Origin of the sequence: Ideonella livida, assembly GCF_010499455.1 — a bacterium.
Taxonomy (GTDB): Bacteria; Pseudomonadota; Gammaproteobacteria; order Burkholderiales; family Burkholderiaceae_C; genus Ideonella; species Ideonella livida.
The window spans coordinates 1-17,885 of sequence record NZ_JAAGOH010000057.1 but is presented as its reverse complement, the minus strand read 5'-3'; the positions used below and the strand labels follow the sequence as shown (position 1 = coordinate 17,885).

The 17,885-nt window shown below is 74.1% G+C and carries 15 protein-coding genes and 1 pseudogene; 6 read left to right on the top strand and 10 right to left on the bottom strand.

Translation table 11 applies throughout. The annotated features are described in order from the left end of the window. From G3A44_RS22595 to G3A44_RS22555, 9 genes and pseudogenes are all read right to left on the bottom strand, one after another. Positions 1–377, bottom strand: a pseudogene (locus G3A44_RS22595) (hypothetical protein); the annotation flags it as partial. Positions 378–539: 162 nt separating this feature from the next. Next, complete coding sequence (locus G3A44_RS22590; protein WP_163460011.1) at positions 540–2,048, bottom strand: NADPH cytochrome P450 oxidoreductase family protein; 1,509 nt, start codon at positions 2,046–2,048, stop codon at positions 540–542. 12 nt (positions 2,049–2,060) lie between these two features. Next, positions 2,061–3,170, bottom strand: a complete 1,110-nt coding sequence (locus G3A44_RS22585) for an FAD:protein FMN transferase (protein ID WP_163460010.1) — start codon at positions 3,168–3,170, stop codon at positions 2,061–2,063. A gap of 21 nt (positions 3,171–3,191) precedes the next feature. Continuing rightward, positions 3,192–4,085: a DUF4198 domain-containing protein gene (locus G3A44_RS22580; RefSeq protein WP_163460009.1), complete on the bottom strand. Its 894-nt coding sequence runs from the start codon at positions 4,083–4,085 to the stop codon at positions 3,192–3,194. Between the two features lie 14 nt (positions 4,086–4,099). After that, positions 4,100–4,651: a DUF2271 domain-containing protein gene (locus G3A44_RS22575; protein ID WP_163460008.1), complete on the bottom strand. Its 552-nt coding sequence runs from the start codon at positions 4,649–4,651 to the stop codon at positions 4,100–4,102. 84 nt (positions 4,652–4,735) lie between these two features. Next, positions 4,736–5,338, bottom strand: coding sequence for a PepSY-associated TM helix domain-containing protein (locus tag G3A44_RS22570; RefSeq protein ID WP_163460007.1), 603 nt, complete (start codon positions 5,336–5,338; stop codon positions 4,736–4,738). Between the two features lie 58 nt (positions 5,339–5,396). Then, entirely contained in the window at positions 5,397–6,080 is a 684-nt protein-coding gene (locus tag G3A44_RS22565) for a Fe2+-dependent dioxygenase (protein WP_163460006.1), read from the bottom strand. A gap of 52 nt (positions 6,081–6,132) precedes the next feature. Then, complete coding sequence (locus G3A44_RS22560; protein WP_163460005.1) at positions 6,133–8,508, bottom strand: catecholate siderophore receptor Fiu; 2,376 nt, start codon at positions 8,506–8,508, stop codon at positions 6,133–6,135. A 222-nt stretch (positions 8,509–8,730) separates the two neighbouring features. After that, positions 8,731–9,891: an ABC transporter substrate-binding protein gene (locus tag G3A44_RS22555; protein ID WP_163460004.1), complete on the bottom strand. Its 1,161-nt coding sequence runs from the start codon at positions 9,889–9,891 to the stop codon at positions 8,731–8,733. 183 nt (positions 9,892–10,074) lie between these two features. On the opposite strand from G3A44_RS22555, the gene katG reads away from it, so the two are divergent. The 5 genes from katG (at position 10,075) to lplT (ending at position 16,855) form a co-directional block, all read left to right on the top strand. After that, on the top strand, positions 10,075–12,300 hold the full coding sequence (katG, locus tag G3A44_RS22550) for a catalase/peroxidase HPI (protein WP_163460003.1): 2,226 nt from the start codon (positions 10,075–10,077) through the stop codon (positions 12,298–12,300). A 154-nt stretch (positions 12,301–12,454) separates the two neighbouring features. Further along, positions 12,455–13,609: a hypothetical protein gene (locus G3A44_RS22545; protein WP_163460002.1), complete on the top strand. Its 1,155-nt coding sequence runs from the start codon at positions 12,455–12,457 to the stop codon at positions 13,607–13,609. Positions 13,610–13,623: 14 nt separating this feature from the next. Next, entirely contained in the window at positions 13,624–14,610 is a 987-nt protein-coding gene (locus G3A44_RS22540; protein WP_239062057.1) for a metal ABC transporter solute-binding protein, Zn/Mn family, read from the top strand. Next, a complete protein-coding gene (locus G3A44_RS24230; protein WP_163460001.1) occupies positions 14,607–15,422 on the top strand; it encodes a metal ABC transporter permease in 816 nt (271 codons plus the stop codon). Before G3A44_RS22540 ends, G3A44_RS24230 begins: the two co-directional genes overlap by 4 nt. A 62-nt stretch (positions 15,423–15,484) precedes the next feature. Beyond that, the gene (lplT, locus tag G3A44_RS24225) at positions 15,485–16,855 is read left to right on the top strand and encodes a lysophospholipid transporter LplT (protein ID WP_310734442.1); all 1,371 of its coding nucleotides are present in this window, start codon (positions 15,485–15,487) and stop codon (positions 16,853–16,855) included. Here the strand turns inward: lplT and G3A44_RS22525 are convergent. Then, positions 16,839–17,486 (bottom strand): hypothetical protein, encoded by a 648-nt coding sequence (locus tag G3A44_RS22525; protein ID WP_163460000.1) that lies wholly within the window; start codon positions 17,484–17,486, stop codon positions 16,839–16,841. The two genes, lplT and G3A44_RS22525, sit on opposite strands and share 17 nt — an antisense overlap. A gap of 198 nt (positions 17,487–17,684) precedes the next feature. Between G3A44_RS22525 and G3A44_RS22520 the strand changes: the two genes are divergently transcribed. Continuing rightward, positions 17,685–17,885 (top strand): hypothetical protein (locus G3A44_RS22520; protein WP_203561537.1); only part of this gene is annotated, 201 nt, incomplete at its 3' end.

Here is a 17,885-nt window from a genome sequence, read left to right as displayed (position 1 = left end):
GGCTCGGGGGCCACAAAGGCCGGGGCGGCTTCCTGCGCGGGGGCCGGGGCGGCGGCGATCACCGGGGCCGGCGTGGGCGGGGTGACGCGCGGCTTGGGCGGCGGCGGCGGGGGCGGCGCCGGGGTGTCGGCCGGCGGGGCGATCCACTGCACCATGAGGGGGGCGGCTTCGGTGACCGCCTGGCGCACGCCGTCCAGCTGCATCAGACCCCAGGCGGCGGCCAGGTGGGCCACCACCGCGGCGCCCACCAAGGCTTGGCGGCCCAGGGGGCCCAGCTCGTCCTGGCGGGCGGCGGGGCGCGGCGGCAAGGGCCGCGGCGCCGTGGCGGCAGGTGCCGGCAGACAGGGCGCGGTCTCGGGCAGGGGCAGGGCGCTCATGGCGGGGTGACAAAAGGTGAACTGAATCTCAGTGTAAACGCGAATAAATCGCATTACCAAGTTTGTTCACTGTTCTGAGGGGCTTTGTGGCGCGGACGCCATGCGCGGCCGCGGCGGGCCATGCCCCCACCCCATGCCCTGGCGCCCGCTGCCGGGCGGGGATCAGTACACGTCCCGCCGCAGCCGCCCGGTGTCGCGCAGGGCCTGCACCGCCGCCTCGCCCAGCAGCTCGTGCAGCACCGCGTCCACGCTCCGGCCCAGGCCCTGCAGGCTGCCGCACAGGTACAGCGCGGCGCCGTCGGCCAGCCAGGCGTGCAGGGTGGCGGCCTCGGCGCGCAAGCGGTGGCCCACGTAGGGCGCCTCGGGCGTGTCGCGTGAGAACACCCGGTCCAGCCGGCTGAGCACGCCGCTGTGCAGGGCCTGCTGCAGCTCGGCCTCCAGCAGCCGGTCGTGGGCGGCCTGGCGCTCGCCCAGCAGGAGCCAGGCGTTGCGGCCGCGGGCCATCAGGGCGCGGCGCGGGCCGGCTTCCCGCGCCAGGGCCTGCAGGTGGGCGCGCAGGCCGGCCAGACCGGCACCGTTGCCCAGCAGGATGAGCGGGCGGGCGTCGCCGGGCTCACGCCGGAAGTGCGGATGGGCCCGCAGCCGCAGGGCCACGGTGCCGCCCTCGGGCACGCCGTGGCAGAGCCAGCCCGAGGCCAGGCCGGTGGCGGGGTGGCCGGCGGCGTCCACATGCCGGTGCAGCCGCACCATCAGTTGCAGGGGGCTGGGGCCGGATGGCGCCGCAGCGCCGGGGGCCACCGGGCCGGGATGGCCGGCGATGGAGTAGTCGCGGGGGCGGGGGGGCGGCGCGGTGGGGGCGGGGGCGGGCGGTTGAACCTGCGCCAGATCACCCGCCTGCCAGGCCCCATGAGCAGGGTCCAGGTCGGGCGGCGGGGCCAGGGTCAGCAGGTACAGCGGCCCCCCCAGGCTGCCTGGGTTGAGGTGCTCGCGCCGCAGCAGGCGCCAGGGTTGGAAGGCCGGGGCGCCCAGGTCTGGCGCGTCGGCGGTGCCGCCCCAGTGGCGCAGCTGGTCGCGCCACTGGCGCAGGGTGTCGGCCGCCTCGTCGTCGCACCGCAGTGTGGTGGTCAGGGCCAGGCTGCCGCTGGCCTGCAGCCAGTCTTCCAGGTCGTCGCCAAAGGCGCAGAAGTGGGGGTAGCGCCGGTCGCCCAGGGCCAGCACCGCGTGGCGCAGGCCCTGCAGCGCGGCGGGCAGGGCCATGGGGCCCCGGGCGAAGGCTTCGGCGCTTTCGGGCGGGTCGCCGTCGCCGCTGGTGCTGGCCACCCACAGGCAGTGCCCGCCTTGGGCGGCATGGCGTTGCAGGGCGTCCAGTGCCAGCCGGGCCATGGGCAGGGCCTGCACGGCCACGCCGGCGCCTTGGAGGGCCTGGGCGGTCTGCAGGGCCAGGGCCTGGGCGCGGCCAGTCTGGCTGGCCCAGACCACCCACCAGGCGGGTTCGGCAGAGGCCGGGGCGGTGCCCTGGCGCTCGCCCCGGGCCAGGCGGCGCTGCAGTTGGCCCAGGCGGTGGGCCGCGCGGTGGTGGCGCCAGCGCACCGTGGCGCACAGGCCCAGCCAGGCCAGCAGGCTCAGGCTGGCGCCCAGGCCGCGGGCGGCGGTGAGGTCAGGCCAGGACATGGGGGCGGGCGCTCATGACTTGAGGTCTTGCCAGGCGGGGCTTTCCACGCATCGCCAGGGCGTGCCGGGGGCGTCCGGGCGCAGCAGCCAGCGGGCGGCCAGGCCGTGGCGGCGGGCCAGGGCCTGGCCCTCCTGTGGCCCTTGCACCAGCAGGGCGGTGCTCCAGCCGTCGGCCCAAAGGGCCTCGCGGTGGACCACGGTGACGGAAGCCACGCCGTGGGCGATGGGCTGGCCATGCCGGGGGTCCAGGGTGTGGCTGCGGCGGCGGCCCTGGGCGTCCAGGTAGGCGCGCCGGTAGTCGCCCGAGGTGGCCACCGCCAGGCCGTGCAGGGCCAGCCGCGTGGCGGCCCAGGGCAGTTGCGCCGGGTCCAGCCGGGTGTCGGGCGGCTCCAGGTCCACCCACCAGGGTTGGCCGGTGGGCTTGAGGCCTTCACCGCGCAGCTCGCCACCGACTTCCACCAGGTGGTCCGGGCAGCCGTGGGCCAGCAGGCAGGCGCTCAGACGGTCTACGGCATGGCCCTTGGCAATGGCGCACAGGTCCAGCCGCACGCCGCCGGGCTGGGTCAGGCGGCCCTCGCGCCGGTCCCAGGCCAGGGCGTCCCAGGTGGCGGTCTGGGGCGGGGGCAGGGCGTTGGCGCCGTCCTGGGGTGCCGTGGGGGCCTCAAAGCCGGGGGCCTGGTAGGCGGCGGTGCGCCGGTCCGGCCCGGGGCCGAAGCCCCAGTGCGCCACCAGCGCACCGGCGCAGGGGTCGAAGGCGCCGCCGCTGGCGCGGGCCACCTGCAGCGCGGCGTCCAGCACCTGGGCAAAGCCGCTGGGCAGCCGGTGGCGGCTGCCCGGGGCGGCGCGGTTGAAGCGGCCCAGGTGGCTGTCGGCCCGCCAGGTGCTCATCTCCTCGTCCACCCGGTCCAGCTCGGCCTGCAGGGCCTGGCGCAGCCGGGTCAGCGGCAGGCCGGGCCGGGCGTGGCACAGGGCCGACCAGGTGGTGCCCAGGCTGTGTCCGGACAAGGCGTGGCAGGGCTGCCCCCAGGGGGGCGGCTCACCCAGGATGTGGCGGGGGATGAGCACCTCCGGGGCCGGGGGCGGGACCGTGGCGCGGGGCGGCGGGGGGGCGGGCAGGTGCATGGGCGGGCGGCGGTCAGGCGGTCAGCGCGGCAGGACCTCGAAGGTGACGGCCAGGCTGGCGCGTTGCAGCGGCTTGTCGCGGGTGCCGGCGCTGCCCGGGGCGGGCGCTGGCGGGGCGGCGGAGGGGCCGGTGGACGGCGTGGCCCCCGCCGGCGGCGCGGGCGGCCGGTCGCCATGGCTGATGGCCAGGTAGTAGCGCCCGGCTTCGGCCCAGGCCAGGGTGACGACGCCCTGGGCGTCGCTGGTCAGCACCTGTTCGCCCAGCTTGTAGCGGTAGCGGTTGCCGTCGCGCAGCAGCTTGAGGGAGGCGCCGGGCAGGGGCTGGCCGTTGAACAGCAGCTGCAGCCGGGTGGTGTCGCCGGCGCTCAGGTCGGTGACGGGGCCCAGGGGCAACACTTCCAGGCCCTGGCCTTCGGGCTGGAAGCGCAGCGGCCCGGTCTGCTCTTTGCTGACGAAGGTCTGGTGCCGGGTGTGGGTGGCGGTCAGCGAGAGGATCTCGGCCTGGGCCGGCACTTCCTTGGCAAAGCTCTCGGCGGTGCCGCGGAAGCGCTTGGTCTCGCTGCCCTGCTTCCAGCTGCCCATCAGGCCGCGGCTGACGTGGCTGAGGCGGTAGGTGCCGTCCTGCACCAGCTTCAGGTCGAAGCTGCTGCGGTGGCGCGCGGCGCTGAGGTTCTCGGCTTCGCGGGGCTGGCCGTCGGGGCCGGTGATGACCAGGGTGTCGAGCTTGAGGGCGCGGTCGAAGTGGAACAGGTCCTCGGAGACGGCGGCGTCCACCGAGACGGTGGCTTCCTTGCCGTCCAGGTGGCTGGCGTTGGGCAGGATCCAGGTCATGTGGGCCTGCGCCGCGGGCAGGGTGCCCAGGGTGGCGATCAGGGCCAGGGTGCGCAGGGCGGGGGACAGGGGGCGGGCGGTCATGCGGGGCTCCGGGCTCACGGTTGGACGGTCAGGCGCAGGGCGCCCAGTTCGTGTTCGCCTTGGGCGGTGGCGGTCTGGGCGGCCTTGGGCGGCCAGCTCAGGGGCAGGCGCTGCACCTCACGACCGCCGCCCTCCCGGGCGGACTCGACGACCACCTCGTACTGGCCGGCGGGCAGCTTGGCCCACTGGGCGGCCAGCTGCGGGGCCTGGGCCAGCTGCAGGCTGTGCTCGCCCGGGGCGCGGGTGGCGCCGCTGACGCCGTCGGCGGGCACGCTCAGCTCGCGGCCGCCTTGGCGCCACCACTGGCGCATGTCGCGCAGCCACTTGGTGCCACCGGCGTTGGGCTTTTTCTGGTCGTACCAGACGGCCAGCTGCGCCATGGCGCCGGGCTGGCCGGGCTTTTCCAGCCACACGGCCACATAGGGCCGGTGGTACTCGGCCACGTTCAGGCGCGGCAGCTCCAGCTGCAGCTGCACGGTGGCGGCCTGGGCGGTGGTGGCCAGGCCGGCCAGGGCGGCCAGCGTGGCGGGGGTGAGGGCGCAAAGGGGAGGGCGGAAGGGGCGCATGGTGCTGGGCAGGCAGGAGGGAAGAAAGGGGAGGGCAGGAAAAATTCGTTGGAAGGAGAACCGGAGGGGGGGCGTGCGGCGCGCTCAGTGCACCGCCAACAGCAGCACCAGCACGGGCAGCAGCAAGCCCAGGGCGGTGAGCGGCCAGGTCAGCGGGCGCTGGGCGGCGTGGCGATGCAGGATGAGCAGGCCGGTGAGGCTGAAGACGCCGCAGGCCAGGGCCATCAGGTCGATGAACACCGCCCAGGCCGGGCCGGCGTGGCGGCCCTTGTGCAGGTCATTGGCCCAGGCGATCCAGCCGCGGTCGCTGTCCTCGAATTCGGCTTGGCCGCTGGGCAGGTCCACCCGCAGCCAGGCGTCGCCGCCCGGGCGGGGCAGGCCCAGGTACAGCTCGCCGTCGCGCCATTCGGCGGGCTGGCCGGCGGCCACGTGCAGGGCGTGGGTCTGGCTCAGCCACAGGCGCAGCGGCTCGGGCAGGGGGGCCTCAAGGCCGTCGGCCGGGGCGGCCTGCCGCAGCGCGGCGGCCAGCTCGGGCGGCAGGTCTTCCTGCCAGGTGCGCACCACCGGGCGCGACTCGATGTCGGCCGCATGGTTGAGGGTGAAGCCGGTCACGCTGAACAGCAGCAGCCCGGCCAGGGCCAGGGCGGAGCTGATCCAGTGCCAGCGCAGCAGGGTGTGGAGGGACACAGGCGGACGGCGGTTCGGGTGGCGCAGCGGCGGCGGGGCCTGGGCGGGGCTCAGCCGCTCAGGGCTGGGCCCACTGCTGCAGCAGGCGGTGGTAGTGGCCGGTCAGGGCCAGCACCTGGGCATGGGCCTCGCCCAGCTCGGCGCGCAGGGCCACCAGGCTCATGTCCAGGTCAAAGAGCAGGCCGCGCTGCACCGGGCAGCGCACCAGGCTCTGGCTCCAGAGGAAGGCCGCCACCCGCACGCCGCGGGTGACGGGCTGCACCCGGTGCAGGCTGGTGGCGGGGTAGACGATGGCGTCGCCGGCCGGCAGCTTGACCTCGTGGGTGCCGAAGTGGTCGCTGGCCACCAGCTCGCCGCCCTCGTAGTCCTCGGGGTCGCTGAGGAAGACGGTGGTGGAGACGTCGGTGCGCACCGGCTGGCCGGTGAACCGGTTGACCTGCAGGGTGTTGTCGATGTGGTCGCCGTAGTGTTCACCGCCCTCGTAGCGGTTGAACATGGGCGGCAGCACCTGGGCGGGCAGCACGGCGGCGGCAAACAGCGGGTGGCGCCGCAAGGCCTGGGCCACGCGCTGCGAGAGCCCGGCAAAGGCCGGGTGGGCCGGGTCCAGCTGCCGGTTGCGCTTGGCCTGGCGGGCCTGCACGCCGGCGGTGGTGGCGCCGTCGGTCCAGCCGGCGGCGTCAAGCTGTTGACGGAGGTCCCGCACCTCGGCGGGGGTCAGGACCTGAGGCAGGTGCAGCAGCATGGGGGCGGGGTGTGGGGCCCGCCGGCCGAGGCCGGCGGGCGGTGGGGACGGATCAGAAGCTCAGGTGCGCGGTGAGCTGGGCCGAGCGCGGGGCGCCCAGCTTGACCCGCGAGCCGTTGTTGTTGAGCGAGGCGATGTAGTCCTCGTCCAGCACGTTGCCCACGTTGAGCTGCAGGTTCAGCGCCTTGTTGACCTTCCAGGCGGCCATCAGGTCCACCACCTGGTAGGCGGCGATGGCGGCCATGTTGTCCGGGGTGGTGGTGCCGGCGGTCTTGGAGATGGCCCGTTTCTGCTCGCCCACATGGCGCACGCCGCCACCCAGGGTGTAGTCGCCCAGGGTGTAGGAGGTCCAGACCGAGGCGGTCAGCTCAGGCGACCAGCGCACGCCGGTGGTGGTGGTCACCGCGCCGGTGGTGCTGCTCACGCTTTGCTGGTGTTCCTGCGTGGTCTTCATCTTGGCCACGGCGGCGCTGACCTGCCAGAAGCTGTTGAGCTGACCCACGGCGGCCAACTCCAGGCCCTTGACGGTGGTCTGGCCTTCTTGCACGTAGGTCTGGTCCACCGGGTTCTGCGTGACCTGGCCGGTGTTGACGCTGCGGTAGGCGGTGGCGCTGACGTTGAGCTGCTTGTCCAGCAGGTCCCACTTGGTGCCCAGCTCGGCCAGCTTGGTGCGCTGCGGATCCATGGCCGCGTGGGAGGCGCTGGTGGTGGTGGCCGACAGGGCGAAGTTGGCGCTGCCCGGCGGCGTGGCGGCGTTGGCCAGCGCGGCGTACACGCTGCCGTTGGCCGCCGGCTTGAACACCACGCCCAGGTTCCAGCTGGTCAGCTCGCCGGTGTCGCGCAGGTCGTTGGGGGCCACGCTGCCCACGGCGTAGGCCGGGTAGGTGGTGCTCTGGTTGGTGGTGGTCACCAGGGTGTTGCTGGTGGTGTGGGTGCGGTAGCGCTCCTGGCGCAGGCCGGCGCTCACCTTCCATTGGTCGTTGAGGGTCAGGGTGTCGAACACATAGGCCGCCACCGTCATCGTGTCGCCGTAGGTGTCCAGGCCGGTCAGGTAAGGCACCCCCAGCACGTCGCTGGTGCTGGGGTGGTAGAGGTTGGCCGCCGGGTTGCTGATGGCGGTGTAGCTCACCCCGTTGACGGTCTGGGCGGCGGTGCCGGTGCCCAGGGTGGTTTGGCGCTCCAGCATCAGCTCCACGCCGCCCACCAGGTCATGCCGCAGGCCGCCGGTGGTGAAGGCGGTGCTCAGGCTGGTCTGGTTGGCCAGGATCTCGTTGGTCTGGTCGGTGCGCTGGCGCGAGCGGGCCACCGTCCAGGTGCTGGGGTCGCTGGCGGTGGTGGCGGTCACGGCGCCCACGCTGGTCAGCACGCGGTCCATGTGGGTCTTGCCGTAGCGCGACAGGCTGCGCACCGTGGTGCCTGGCGCCAGGTCGTGCTCCAGGCGCACGCTGAACATGTCCGCGTCCACCTTCTCGTAGTCGTCGGGGCTGCCGTAGTAGTTGCTCGAGCGCACCGCCGGTGCGGCGTTCATGGCGTCCACCTGGGCTTGGCTCACCCCCGTGGCCACCGAGCGCACATAGCCCTCCAGGCCGATGCTGGGGATGCCCCCATCGGGCACGTTGTCCTGGCGCAGGTGCTGCGAGTACAGGAAGACGCGGGTGGGGGTGTTCAGGCCGAAGGCGATGGACGGGGCGATGCCCGTGCCCTTGTTGCGCACCTCGTCGCGGCCGTCCACGCCGCTGTTCTGCGTCATCAGGTTCAGGCGCAGGGCGCTGTGTTCGCCCAGGGTGCGGTTGAGGTCCAGCGTGGCGCGCTTCTTGGACGCGGTGCCCAGGGTCAAGCTGGCTTCGCCGCTGTTGTCCAGCTCCGGCAGCTTGCTGATCAGGTTGATGTAGCCGGCCGAGGCACCGCGGCCGATCTCGGCGCCCGAGGGGCCCTTGACCACTTCCACCTGCTCGACGTTGAAGGTGTCGCGCGTGACCGCGCCCAGGTCGCGGATGCCGTCCACGAAGGTGGAGGTGGAGGCGCTGAAACCGCGCATCTGGAAGGTGTCACCGGCGGCGGTGCTGCCGCCTTCGCCCAGCTGCATGGTGATGCCCGGGGTGTTGCGCAGCGCCTCCATCAGCGTGGCGGCGCCCTGTTCGCGCAAGGTTTCCTTCTTGATGACCTGCACCGTCTTGGGCGTGTCCACCAGCGGCTGGCTGAGTTTGGGCGAGGCGCTGACGTCGGCCTTGTTGGGCACCTCGCGCTGGGCCTTGACGCTGACCGTGGGCAGCGTGCCCTCAGCGGCCGTGGCGGTGGCGGCCGGGGCGGTGGGTGCCGACTGCGCCGCAGCGCCCAGGGGCAGGGCACTGGCCAGGGCGGCCACGGCCAGGGAGACGGCATGGGGACGCTGCGCGCCATGGGCGCGGCTGCGGATGAACGAGGACATGTTCTGAACGATCCGGAAGTGGAGGTTGGGGAGGAACCTGGGCACTTCGGAAGCCGGCGGCTGGCGCAGGCTGGCATGTCTTGCTTCTCGAAGGGGGCAACCGCGGCACCGGGCAGCGTGGGCCGCGGGCAGGGGTGTCAGGGATGCATCATGTTAATCGCAAATGCGAATACGTCTCAACAAGTTTCTTGATTTATCGACATGGACGAGCGTGCTTCAGGCTCAGCGCATGAACCCCTGGGGCCCGCGCAGCGCCACCACCTCGACAAAGCTGCTGCCCGCGTTCTGCTTGGGGCCGAAGGCCAGCGGGAAGCCGCCCAGGTCCAGGCGGGGCTGGCTGCGCAGGGCCTCCACCAGCCGGGTGCGGCTGGGCCGGGCCTCCAGCGAGCGCAGCACCTCCAGCAGCGCCTTGGCCGCGATGAAGCCCTCCAGCCCCAGAAAGGTCACCGGCCGGGTGGCTCGCGCACTGGCGTCCACATAGGCCTGGGCCACCGGTGAGCGCCGGGCGTCGTAGGGGTAGGGCACCACCTGGGACAGGCCCACGCCTTCACCCAGCGGCCCCAGGGCCTGGGAGAGCTGGTTGGCGTCGGCCACCGAGAAGGCGCGCAGCGCCACCGTCTTGTGGGTCAGGGAGCGGCCCCGCCAGGCCTTGACGAAGGCGGCGGTGCTGCCCGGCGGGGTGATCAGCAGCAGGCCGCCGGGCTGTGCGGCCTCCAGCGTGCGCACCGCTGCCTCCACCTCGGTGCCCTGGCGCGGCAGGCTGGCCAGGGCCACGGCGCTCAGACCACGCCGCTCCAGGGCCCGCCGCACACCCTCCAGCCCCTCCTGGCCAAAGGCGTCGTCCTGGTAGACCACGCCCAGGCGGCGGATGCCCGACAGGTGCAGTTGCCCCACCAGGGTCTCGGCCTCCTCGAAGTAGCTGGCCCGCACATGCCAGATGAGCGGGTTGAAGGGGTTGCGCAGCGACTCCGCCCCGGTCAGCGGCGCGAACATCGGCACTTGCGCTGCGCCGAACACCGGCAGGGCCGCCCGGGTGGTGGCGGTGCCGGTGTAGCCGAACAGCGCCACAGCCTGGTCCTGCTCGATGAGCAGGCGCGTGTTCTCTGCGGCACGCTGCGGGTCGTAGCTGTCATCCCGGCTCACCAGCCGCACCGGCCGCCCGCCCACGCCGCCCTGGCGGTTGGCGGCCTCCAGGGCCAACAGGGCCCCCTCGCGGAACTGGGTGCCCAGCGCCGCCGCCACGCCCGAGAGTGCGGCCGACTGGCCCAGCACGATCGCCTCGCTTTGCGCGCGGGCGGGCCCTCCCCAGGAAGCCGCCATGGCGGCCAGGAGGGGGGTGGCCTGCTGCAGCAGGCCGCGGCGGGTGAGGGTGGAGCGGTTCATGACTTGTCGCAAATGAGAATTGTTCTTGTTCGCAAGTTTGCGCCTGTTGTGTGGGCTTGTCGAGGGGTTTCACCAACTATCGCTGCCATGTTGGTAATTGATTGGATCTATTCGAGAGCGATTCCTAAACTGCCGTTCATCGCGTTTCAGCCGGCCTGTCCGGCATCACCCAGGAGCCCCGCCATGAGCCAGACCGCCGCCCAATGCCCCTTTCACCACGGTGCCAGCAGCCCCGTCAGCGCCGCCGCCACCCGCGCGGTGGCCGGCACCCGTGGCAATGCCGACTGGTGGCCGAACCAGCTCAACCTGGATGTCCTGCATGCCCGCCATCCGGCGGGGGATCCGATGGGTGCGGATTTCGATTACGCGGCAGCCTTTGCCCAGCTGGACCTGGATGCGGTCGTGGCCGATCTGACCGCCCTGATGACCGACTCGCAAGACTGGTGGCCGGCCGACTGGGGCCACTACGGCCCGCTGTTCATCCGCATGGCCTGGCATTCGGCCGGCACCTACCGGGTGCACGATGGCCGGGGCGGTGCCGGCAGTGGCACGCAGCGCTTTGCCCCGCTCAACAGCTGGCCCGACAACGGCAACCTCGACAAGGCCCGCCGCCTGCTGTGGCCCATCAAGCAGAAGTACGGCCGCGCCCTGTCCTGGGCCGACCTGATGATCCTGGCCGGCAACGTGGCCCTGGAGAGCATGGGCTTCAAGACCTTCGGCTTTGCCGGCGGCCGCGCCGACGTGTGGGAGCCTGAGAAGGACATCCACTGGGGCGCCGAGACCACCTGGCTGGCCACCAGCGACCAGCCCCACAGCCGCTACAGCGGCGAGCGCGAGTTGGCCAACCCGCTGGCCGCCGTGCAGATGGGCCTGATCTACGTGAACCCCGAAGGCCCGGACGGCCGGCCCGACCCGCTGGCCTCGGCCCGCGACATCCGCGAGACCTTCGCCCGCATGGCCATGGACGACGCCGAAACCGTGGCCCTGGTGGCCGGCGGCCACACCTTTGGCAAGGCCCATGGCGCCGGTGACGCCAAGGCCGTGGGCCCCGAGCCCGAGGCCGCGCCGATGGAAGCCATGGGCTTGGGCTGGCTCAGCACCCACGGCAGCGGCCAGGGCGGCGACACCATCACCAGCGGCATTGAAGGCGCCTGGAAACCCCACCCCACCACCTGGGACATGGGCTACCTGCGCGTGCTGTTCCAGTACGAGTGGGAGCTGGTCAAGAGCCCGGCCGGTGCCCACCAGTGGCGGGCCAAGGATGTGGCGCCCGAGGACATGATCCCCGACGCCCACGACCCGGCCAAGTCCTTCGCGCCGATGATGACCACCGCCGACCTGGCCCTGCGCACCGACCCGGCCTACGAGGCCATCGCCCGCGGCTACCTGGCCGACCCGGCCGCCTTTGCCGATGCCTTTGCCCGCGCCTGGTTCAAGCTCACCCACCGCGACATGGGCCCCCGCGCCCGCTACCTGGGCAAGCTCGTGCCGGCTGAAACCCTGATCTGGCAAGACCCGGTGCCGGCCGTGGACCACCCGCTGGTGGACGCGGCCGACGTGACCGCCCTCAAGGCCCGCGTGCTGGCCAGTGGCCTGGGGCTGGACGAGCTGGTGCGCACCGCCTGGGCCTCGGCCAGCACCTTCCGCGGCAGCGACAAGCGCGGTGGGGCCAACGGCGCCCGCATCCGCTTGGCGCCGCAAAAGGACTGGGCCGTCAACCAGCCGGCGCAACTGGCCCGGGTGCTGGCGCGGCTGGAGGCGATCCAGCAGCAGTTCAACGCGACTGCCCTGGGCGGCAAGAAGATCTCGCTGGCCGACCTGATCGTGCTGGCCGGTGGAGCGGCCATCGAGGCCGCCGCGGCCGCCGCCGGCCAGCCGGTGGAGGTCCCCTTCACCCCCGGCCGCACCGACGCCACGGCCGAGCAGACCGACGCCGCCTCCTTCGCCGTGCTGGAGCCGGTGGCCGATGGCTTGCGCAACCACGTGGCCGCGGGCGCCGAAGGTCGACAAGCCGAGCTGCTGCTGGACAAGGCCCAGCTGCTGGGCCTGAGCGCGCCGCAGCTGACGGCCCTGGTGGGCGGCCTGCGGGTGCTGGGCGTGTCACAGGGGGCGCATGGCGTGTTCACCCAGCGCGTGGGCGTGCTCAGCCACGACTTCTTCGTGAACCTGCTGGACATGCGCACCGCCTGGACCCCCACCGCCCCCGGCGTGTTCCAGGGCCGTGACCGCGCCACCGGCGCCCCCACCTGGACGGCCACCTCCGCCGACCTCGTGTTCGGCTCCAACTCGCAGCTGCGCGCCATTGCCGAGGTCTACGCCAGCGCCGACGGCCATGCCGCCTTTGTGGGCACCTTTGTGCAGGCCTGGGTGCAGGTGATGGAGGCCGACCGCTTCGACCTGCACCGCTGAGACCCTGTGGCGCGCTGCGCCACCGCACAGGCCCGGCCACCACGCCGGGCCTTTTTCTTTTGGGGGGGCGGTTGGTGCGGCCCTGAAAGCCCTGGGGTGGAGGCTTTAATAAGAATGCAATATCATTTTCATTTTGCCAACCCCCACCGCCCCCATGTCAGCCTTCTTGCGTTCCACGGTTTCCCTGGTGTCCCTGCTGCCCTGGCTGGCCGGGGCGCCCTGCGCCCAGGCCCAGGAGGCCGGCGAGTCCTGGCAATTCGGTGCCGTGCTCGATGTGGCCACCACCTCGCGCCCGCTCGCCCTGGGCGGGCGTGACCAGGGGTTGCAGCTGGGTCACTCCGACCTCAGCGCCAGCGGCCCCCTGGGTCGCCACCTGCAGGCCCGGCTCACCGGCGTGCTGGCCACCCACGAGGGCCGGCTGGAGACCGAGCTGGAGGAGGCCTGGGTCGAATCCCGCACCCTGCCCGGGGGCCTGAGCCTGCGGGCGGGCCGGTTTGCCTCGCAGATCGGCTACCTCAACGCCCAGCACCCGCATGCCGACGATTTCGTGGAACGCCCGCTGCTCTACCGCGCCTTCCTGGGCGGCCACTGGAATGACGATGGCTTGCGCCTGAACCTCACCCTGCCCACCTCGCTGTACTGGGTGGTGGGGGCCGAGGTGATGCGCGGCAAGCGCCTGGTGGCCGAGGCCGACCCCGAGGTCCGCGGCGCCGGCGCCTTCACCCTGAGCACCAAGCTGGGCGGCGACTGGGACCGCGCCAACAGCTGGCAGCTGGGCCTGTCCTACCTCAAGAGCCGGCGCCTGGCCGCCCAGGCCCATGAGGAGGAAGAGGCCGAGGGCGAGGCGCACGACCCTGCGCATGAGCACGAGCATGCGGCGCAGTACGGTGGCCGCCACCTGTGGCTGGCCGACGCCACCTGGAAGTGGGCGCCCGAGGGCAACAACCGTGACCAGCAGCTGCGCGTCACCGTCGAGGCGGCCCGCGTCACCGGCCTCACGCCCCAGGCCGGCAACGGCCCGCGCCATGCCGCCGAATCGCTGGCCGTGGTGTGGCGCTTCCATCCGCACTGGGAGCTGGGCAGCCGGCTGGACCAGCTGCGGGTGCAGGCCCCGCACGACGGCGAATTCCACAGCGGCCAACTGCGCGAGCAGGCCCTGATGCTGGCCTGGAAGCCCTCGCACCTGCAGACCGTGCGCCTGCAGGCCAGCCGCCAGCGCGACGCGGTGGAGATCGAGGGCGCCGCCCGCCGCGCGGTGGCGCTGCAATACATCCTGGCCTTTGGCGCCCATGGCGCCCATGCCTTCTGAGCCCGGGACCCGACATGCGCCTTCGCCTTAACGTCGCCCGCCGCCGCTGGCAGACCGCTGCGCCGCTCGCCTGGGTGTTGGGGGTCATGGTGGCCTGGGCCGCCGCCCCCGCCGCCCAGGCCCAGACCGTGTTCGCCTGCGGGCCCGAGTGGGCCGCGCTCACCCGCGTGCTGCTGCCCGAGGCCCGGGTGCACACCGCCACCCACGCCCAGCAGGACCCGCACCACATCGAGGCCCGGCCGGCGCTCATCGCCCAGTTGCGCGCGGCCGATGCCGCCATCTGCACCGGCGCCGGGCTGGAGGGCGGCTGGCTGCCCACCCTGCAGCAGCGCGCCGGCAACCCCCGGGTGCAGAACGGGGCGCCCGGCCTGTTTTGGGCCGCGTCTGCCGTCACCCTGCTCGACCCGCGTCCCGGTGCCGGGGGCAACCCCTTTGCCGGGGACATCCATGAGGAAGGCAACCCCCACCTGCACGCCGACCCGCGCCGCCTGCCGCGGGTGGCCCGGGCCTGGGCGCAGCGCCTGCAGCAGCTGTTTCCCGAGCAGCAGGCCGCCATCGGCCAGCGGCTGACGGCCTGGGACGCGCAATGGGCCCGGCGCCTGCAGGCCTGGGACGCCCGTTTGGCGCCACACCGCGGCACCCCGGTGGTGGTGCAGCACGCCAGCCTGGGCTATCTGTGGGACTGGATGGGCTGGCGCCCGGTGGCCGACCTGGAGCCGCAGCCCGGCCTCTCGCCCACCCCGGGCCACCTGCAGCGCCTGCTGGGCGAGCTGAAGGCCCGCCCGCCCGGGCTGATCGTGCTGGGCGCGCACCAGGACCCGCGTGCCGCCCGCTGGCTGGCGGGCCAGCTGGAGAGCGCCACGGCCGGGCGCGGTGCCGCCCCGGCGGTGCGCCAGCTGCCCGCCACCGTGCCCGACCCCGAGGCGCCCGACGCCCTGGGCCGCTGGTTTGACCAGCTGCTGGACGCCTTGCTGCCGCCGGTGGCAGGCGCGGCCCGGTGAGCGCCGTGACCGCTGCGGCCACCCCCTGGCTCACCCAGGCGCTGGACGCCTGGGTGGACCTGGGCGCGGCCTTGTGGTTCCTGGCGCCGGTGCTGGCGCTGGCCGCCGGGCTCCTGGCCCTGGGGCCGCTGGGGGCCCAGGTGCTGCGCCGCGGGGTGGTGTTCATCGACCTGGCGGTGGCGCAGGCCGCGGCGGCGGCGGCGCTGGCCGTCACGGCGCTGGCCCACCACCCCGGCACCCTGGTGACCCAGGCCGCTGCGGTGGCCGGGGCGCTGGTGGCGGCGGCGGGCGTGGCGGCACTGTCTCGCGCCTGGCCCGCCCACCGCGAGGCCCTGATCGGCCTGGTCTACGTGGCCTGCGCCTGCCTGGGCCTGCTGCTGGCCCGGCTGGACGCCCACGGCGCCGAGCACCTGCACGCCCTGCTGGCGGCCGACCTGCTGTGGGCCGGCTGGGGCCAGGCCGCCGGCTTGGCCGTGGCCGCCGCGGGCGTGGCCCTGCTGGGCGGCCGCCTGGCGCAGGACCGCTGGTTCTACCTGGGCTTTGCCACCGTGGCCGCCCTGGCGGTGCAGGTGCTGGGCCTGTTCATCGTCTTCGCCGCGCTCATTGCGCCCGGGCTGTGGCACCGCGCCGGCCTGCCGCTGGCGCGGGCCCTGGGCCTGGCCCTGGCCGCCGGGCTGGCGGGCCTGGGCGCCTCCTGGTGGTGGGACGCGCCCAGCGGGCCGCTGGTGGCCCTGGCCCTGGCCGCCGCCGGCGTGGCGAGTGTGGGCCGCGCGGGGCGTGGGCTGGCCGGCAAGGGCTGCGGGCAGCCCTAGGTCAAGCGCGGCGTGCCGTGGTGTCACGGCGCTGTCGCCCGCGGGCGGCACAGTGCCGCGCCGTGCGCCCTCCGTCCCTCCCGTCTGCCGCGGCCGTGGTGGCCACGGCCCCACCGGTGGCCCCGCCGGCCCCGTCCCGCTGGCCCGCCGGCGTGCCTTGGCTCCTGGCCACCCAGGGCGTCTCCGGCCTGGCCGACCAGGCGCTGCTGCTGGTCATCCTGGGCCTGTTGCAGGCCCAGGGCTGGCCCGCCTGGTGGGCGCCGCTGCTCAAGCTGGCCTTCAACCTGGCCTATGTGCTGGGCGCGCCCTGGACGGGCCGCTGGGCCGATGCCGTCCCCAAGGGGGGGCTGATGGCCGCGATGAATGCGCTCAAGGCCCTCGGGCTGCTGGCCCTGCTGGCGGGCCTGCATCCCCTGGCGGCCTGCCTGGTGGTGGGGGTGGGGGCTGCCGGCTATGCCCCGGCCAAGTACGGCCTGGTCTGTGAGCTGGTGCCGCCGGCGCGGCTGGTGGCCGCCAACGCCTGGCTGGAGGTCACGGTGGTGGGGGCGGTGCTGCTGGGCGCCGGTCTGGGGGGCGGCCTCATCAGCCCAGGGTGGGCCGCCGGCCCGCTGGCCCAGGCCCTGCAGGCCGCGGGCCTGGCCCTGGCGTGGCCCCCGGCGCAAACCGCCGCACTGCTGCCCCTGCTGGCCTTGTATGCCCTGGCCGCCCTGCTGCAGCGTGGTGTGCGCGAGAGCGGTGCGGCCGCCGGCCGGCCGGCCGGCCCGGGCGCGGGGGACGACCCGGCCGTCGGGCCGGCGCCGGACCCCTCCGCCGGCGCCCTGCGCACCTTCCGCGCCGACGCCGCCCGCCTCTGGCGCGATCCCCTGGGCGGCCTGAGCCTGGCCGTCACCACCTTGTTCTGGGGCCTGGGCGCCACCCTGCAGCTGGTGGTGCTGCACTGGTCCACCGGCCACCTGGGCCTGGCCCTGCACCAAGCGGCCTGGCTGCAGGCCAGCGTGGCGCTGGGGGTGGTGGCCGGGGCCTGGGCCGCCGGGCGCTGGGTGCCACTGGCCGCCGCCCGCCACATGCTGTGGGCTGGCGTGGCCCTGGGCGCCTGCATGCCGGTGATGGCCGCGGTGGACCGGGTGGTCTGGGCCCTGCCGCTGCTGCTGCTCACCGGGGCGGTGGGCGGCCTGATGGTGGTGCCGCTCAACGCCCTGTTGCAGCACCGGGGCCACCAGCTGCTCAGCGCCGGGCGCTCGGTGGCGGTGCAGGGCGCCTTTGAGAACGCCAGCGTGCTGCTCATGCTGGCCGCCTATGCCGGCCTGCTGGCGCTGGAGGTGCCGCTGCCAGCGCTGATGACCGGCCTGGGCCTGGCCGTCTCGGCCCTGCTGCTGGCCCTCATCGCCTGGGACGGCGCGCGCCGTCGCCGGTTGCTCAGAACGTCAGGCTGAGCCCCGCGCCCACATGGTTGCCGCGGAAGCGGCCGCTGTAGGTGCCACCGCCCTGGTCCAGGGTGATGTCCACCTCCTCGCGCACATGCCGCAGCACCGCGCGCCAGCCGCCGCTCAGCAGGTAGTCCACCTGCAACACCGGCCCGGCGCCCATGCGCACCTGCTCGCGCGAGGTGGTCAGGTGGGCCTTGGTGCTCTGCGCATGGAAGTCCGGCCGCAGGCTCTTGCGCACGCCCAGACCCACGCGCAGCTTGTCGCCCACCGCGCCCAGGGCCAGCAGCTCCACCGGCCAGCGCTGGAAGCGGATGCTCTCGTTGTCGCCGTAGTTGATCGAGTCGCCGTGCCAGCCGGCGGTGGCCTGCAGCGCCCAGGTGCCGCCCTGGGGCTGCCACTGCACGCCCCCGGTGAACTGGTACTGGCCGCCGGCGCGCACCGTCTCGCGGTAGAGGTCCGCCCCGGTGCTGCTGTCGTAGTGCTGCAGCGCCATGATGTCGGCGCCGCCCCGGGTCAGCGAGAAGGCGGCCACGCCCTGCCACGTGGCAGCGGTGTCGGGGGACGTGGCGGCGTGCGCGGCGTGCAGGCCGGGAAGGCAGAGGGCCAGGCTCAGGCCGGCCAGGCGCCAGGGTGTCATGCGGTCATCCTTCAGCGGGGTGAGTGGGAGGCGGGCCGGCAGGCCCGCGGTGGGCGGCACCCTAGCACGCAGGGCGGGCCCGGCCGCCGCGGCGCTGGCCGGGCGGCTCAAGCCCGGCGCCCAAGTCTCCGATATGCCGGCCAGTGCCCTCTTCAGCGGGGGGCGTGCAGGTTCAGCGTCGGGGACGGGAGGCATCACATGGACGCGCAAAGGCGGGATCGGACGAAGCAGGGCGGGCCGCTGCGGCGGTGGCGGGGCTGGACGCTGGCGGCAGGCCTGGCCGCGCTGGCGGTGGCCGGCTGCGGCGGCGGCGAGGACCCCCAGACCACACCGGCGGCCGACACCCCTGCCCGCGCGCAGACCTTCCCGGTGGGGCTGGCCTGGAGCGCGCCGGGCGAC

Excerpts from the sequence above, each read along its gene's own strand:
- G3A44_RS22585 (WP_163460010.1), bottom strand. The coding sequence starts at position 3,170 with ATGCACCTGCCCGCCCCCCCGCCGCCCCGCGCCACGGTCCCGCCCCCG.
- G3A44_RS22525 (WP_163460000.1), bottom strand. The coding sequence starts at position 17,486 with ATGACACCCTGGCGCCTGGCCGGCCTGAGCCTGGCCCTCTGCCTTCCC.
- G3A44_RS22540 (WP_239062057.1), top strand. The coding sequence starts at position 13,624 with ATGCGCCTTCGCCTTAACGTCGCCCGCCGCCGCTGGCAGACCGCTGCG.
- G3A44_RS22565 (WP_163460006.1), bottom strand. The coding sequence starts at position 6,080 with ATGCTGCTGCACCTGCCTCAGGTCCTGACCCCCGCCGAGGTGCGGGAC.
- G3A44_RS22560 (WP_163460005.1), bottom strand. The coding sequence starts at position 8,508 with ATGTCCTCGTTCATCCGCAGCCGCGCCCATGGCGCGCAGCGTCCCCAT.
- G3A44_RS22545 (WP_163460002.1), top strand. The coding sequence starts at position 12,455 with ATGTCAGCCTTCTTGCGTTCCACGGTTTCCCTGGTGTCCCTGCTGCCC.
- G3A44_RS22590 (WP_163460011.1), bottom strand. The coding sequence starts at position 2,048 with ATGTCCTGGCCTGACCTCACCGCCGCCCGCGGCCTGGGCGCCAGCCTG.
- G3A44_RS22575 (WP_163460008.1), bottom strand. The coding sequence starts at position 4,651 with ATGCGCCCCTTCCGCCCTCCCCTTTGCGCCCTCACCCCCGCCACGCTG.
- G3A44_RS22555 (WP_163460004.1), bottom strand. The coding sequence starts at position 9,891 with ATGAACCGCTCCACCCTCACCCGCCGCGGCCTGCTGCAGCAGGCCACC.
- katG (WP_163460003.1), top strand. The coding sequence starts at position 10,075 with ATGAGCCAGACCGCCGCCCAATGCCCCTTTCACCACGGTGCCAGCAGC.
- G3A44_RS22580 (WP_163460009.1), bottom strand. The coding sequence starts at position 4,085 with ATGACCGCCCGCCCCCTGTCCCCCGCCCTGCGCACCCTGGCCCTGATC.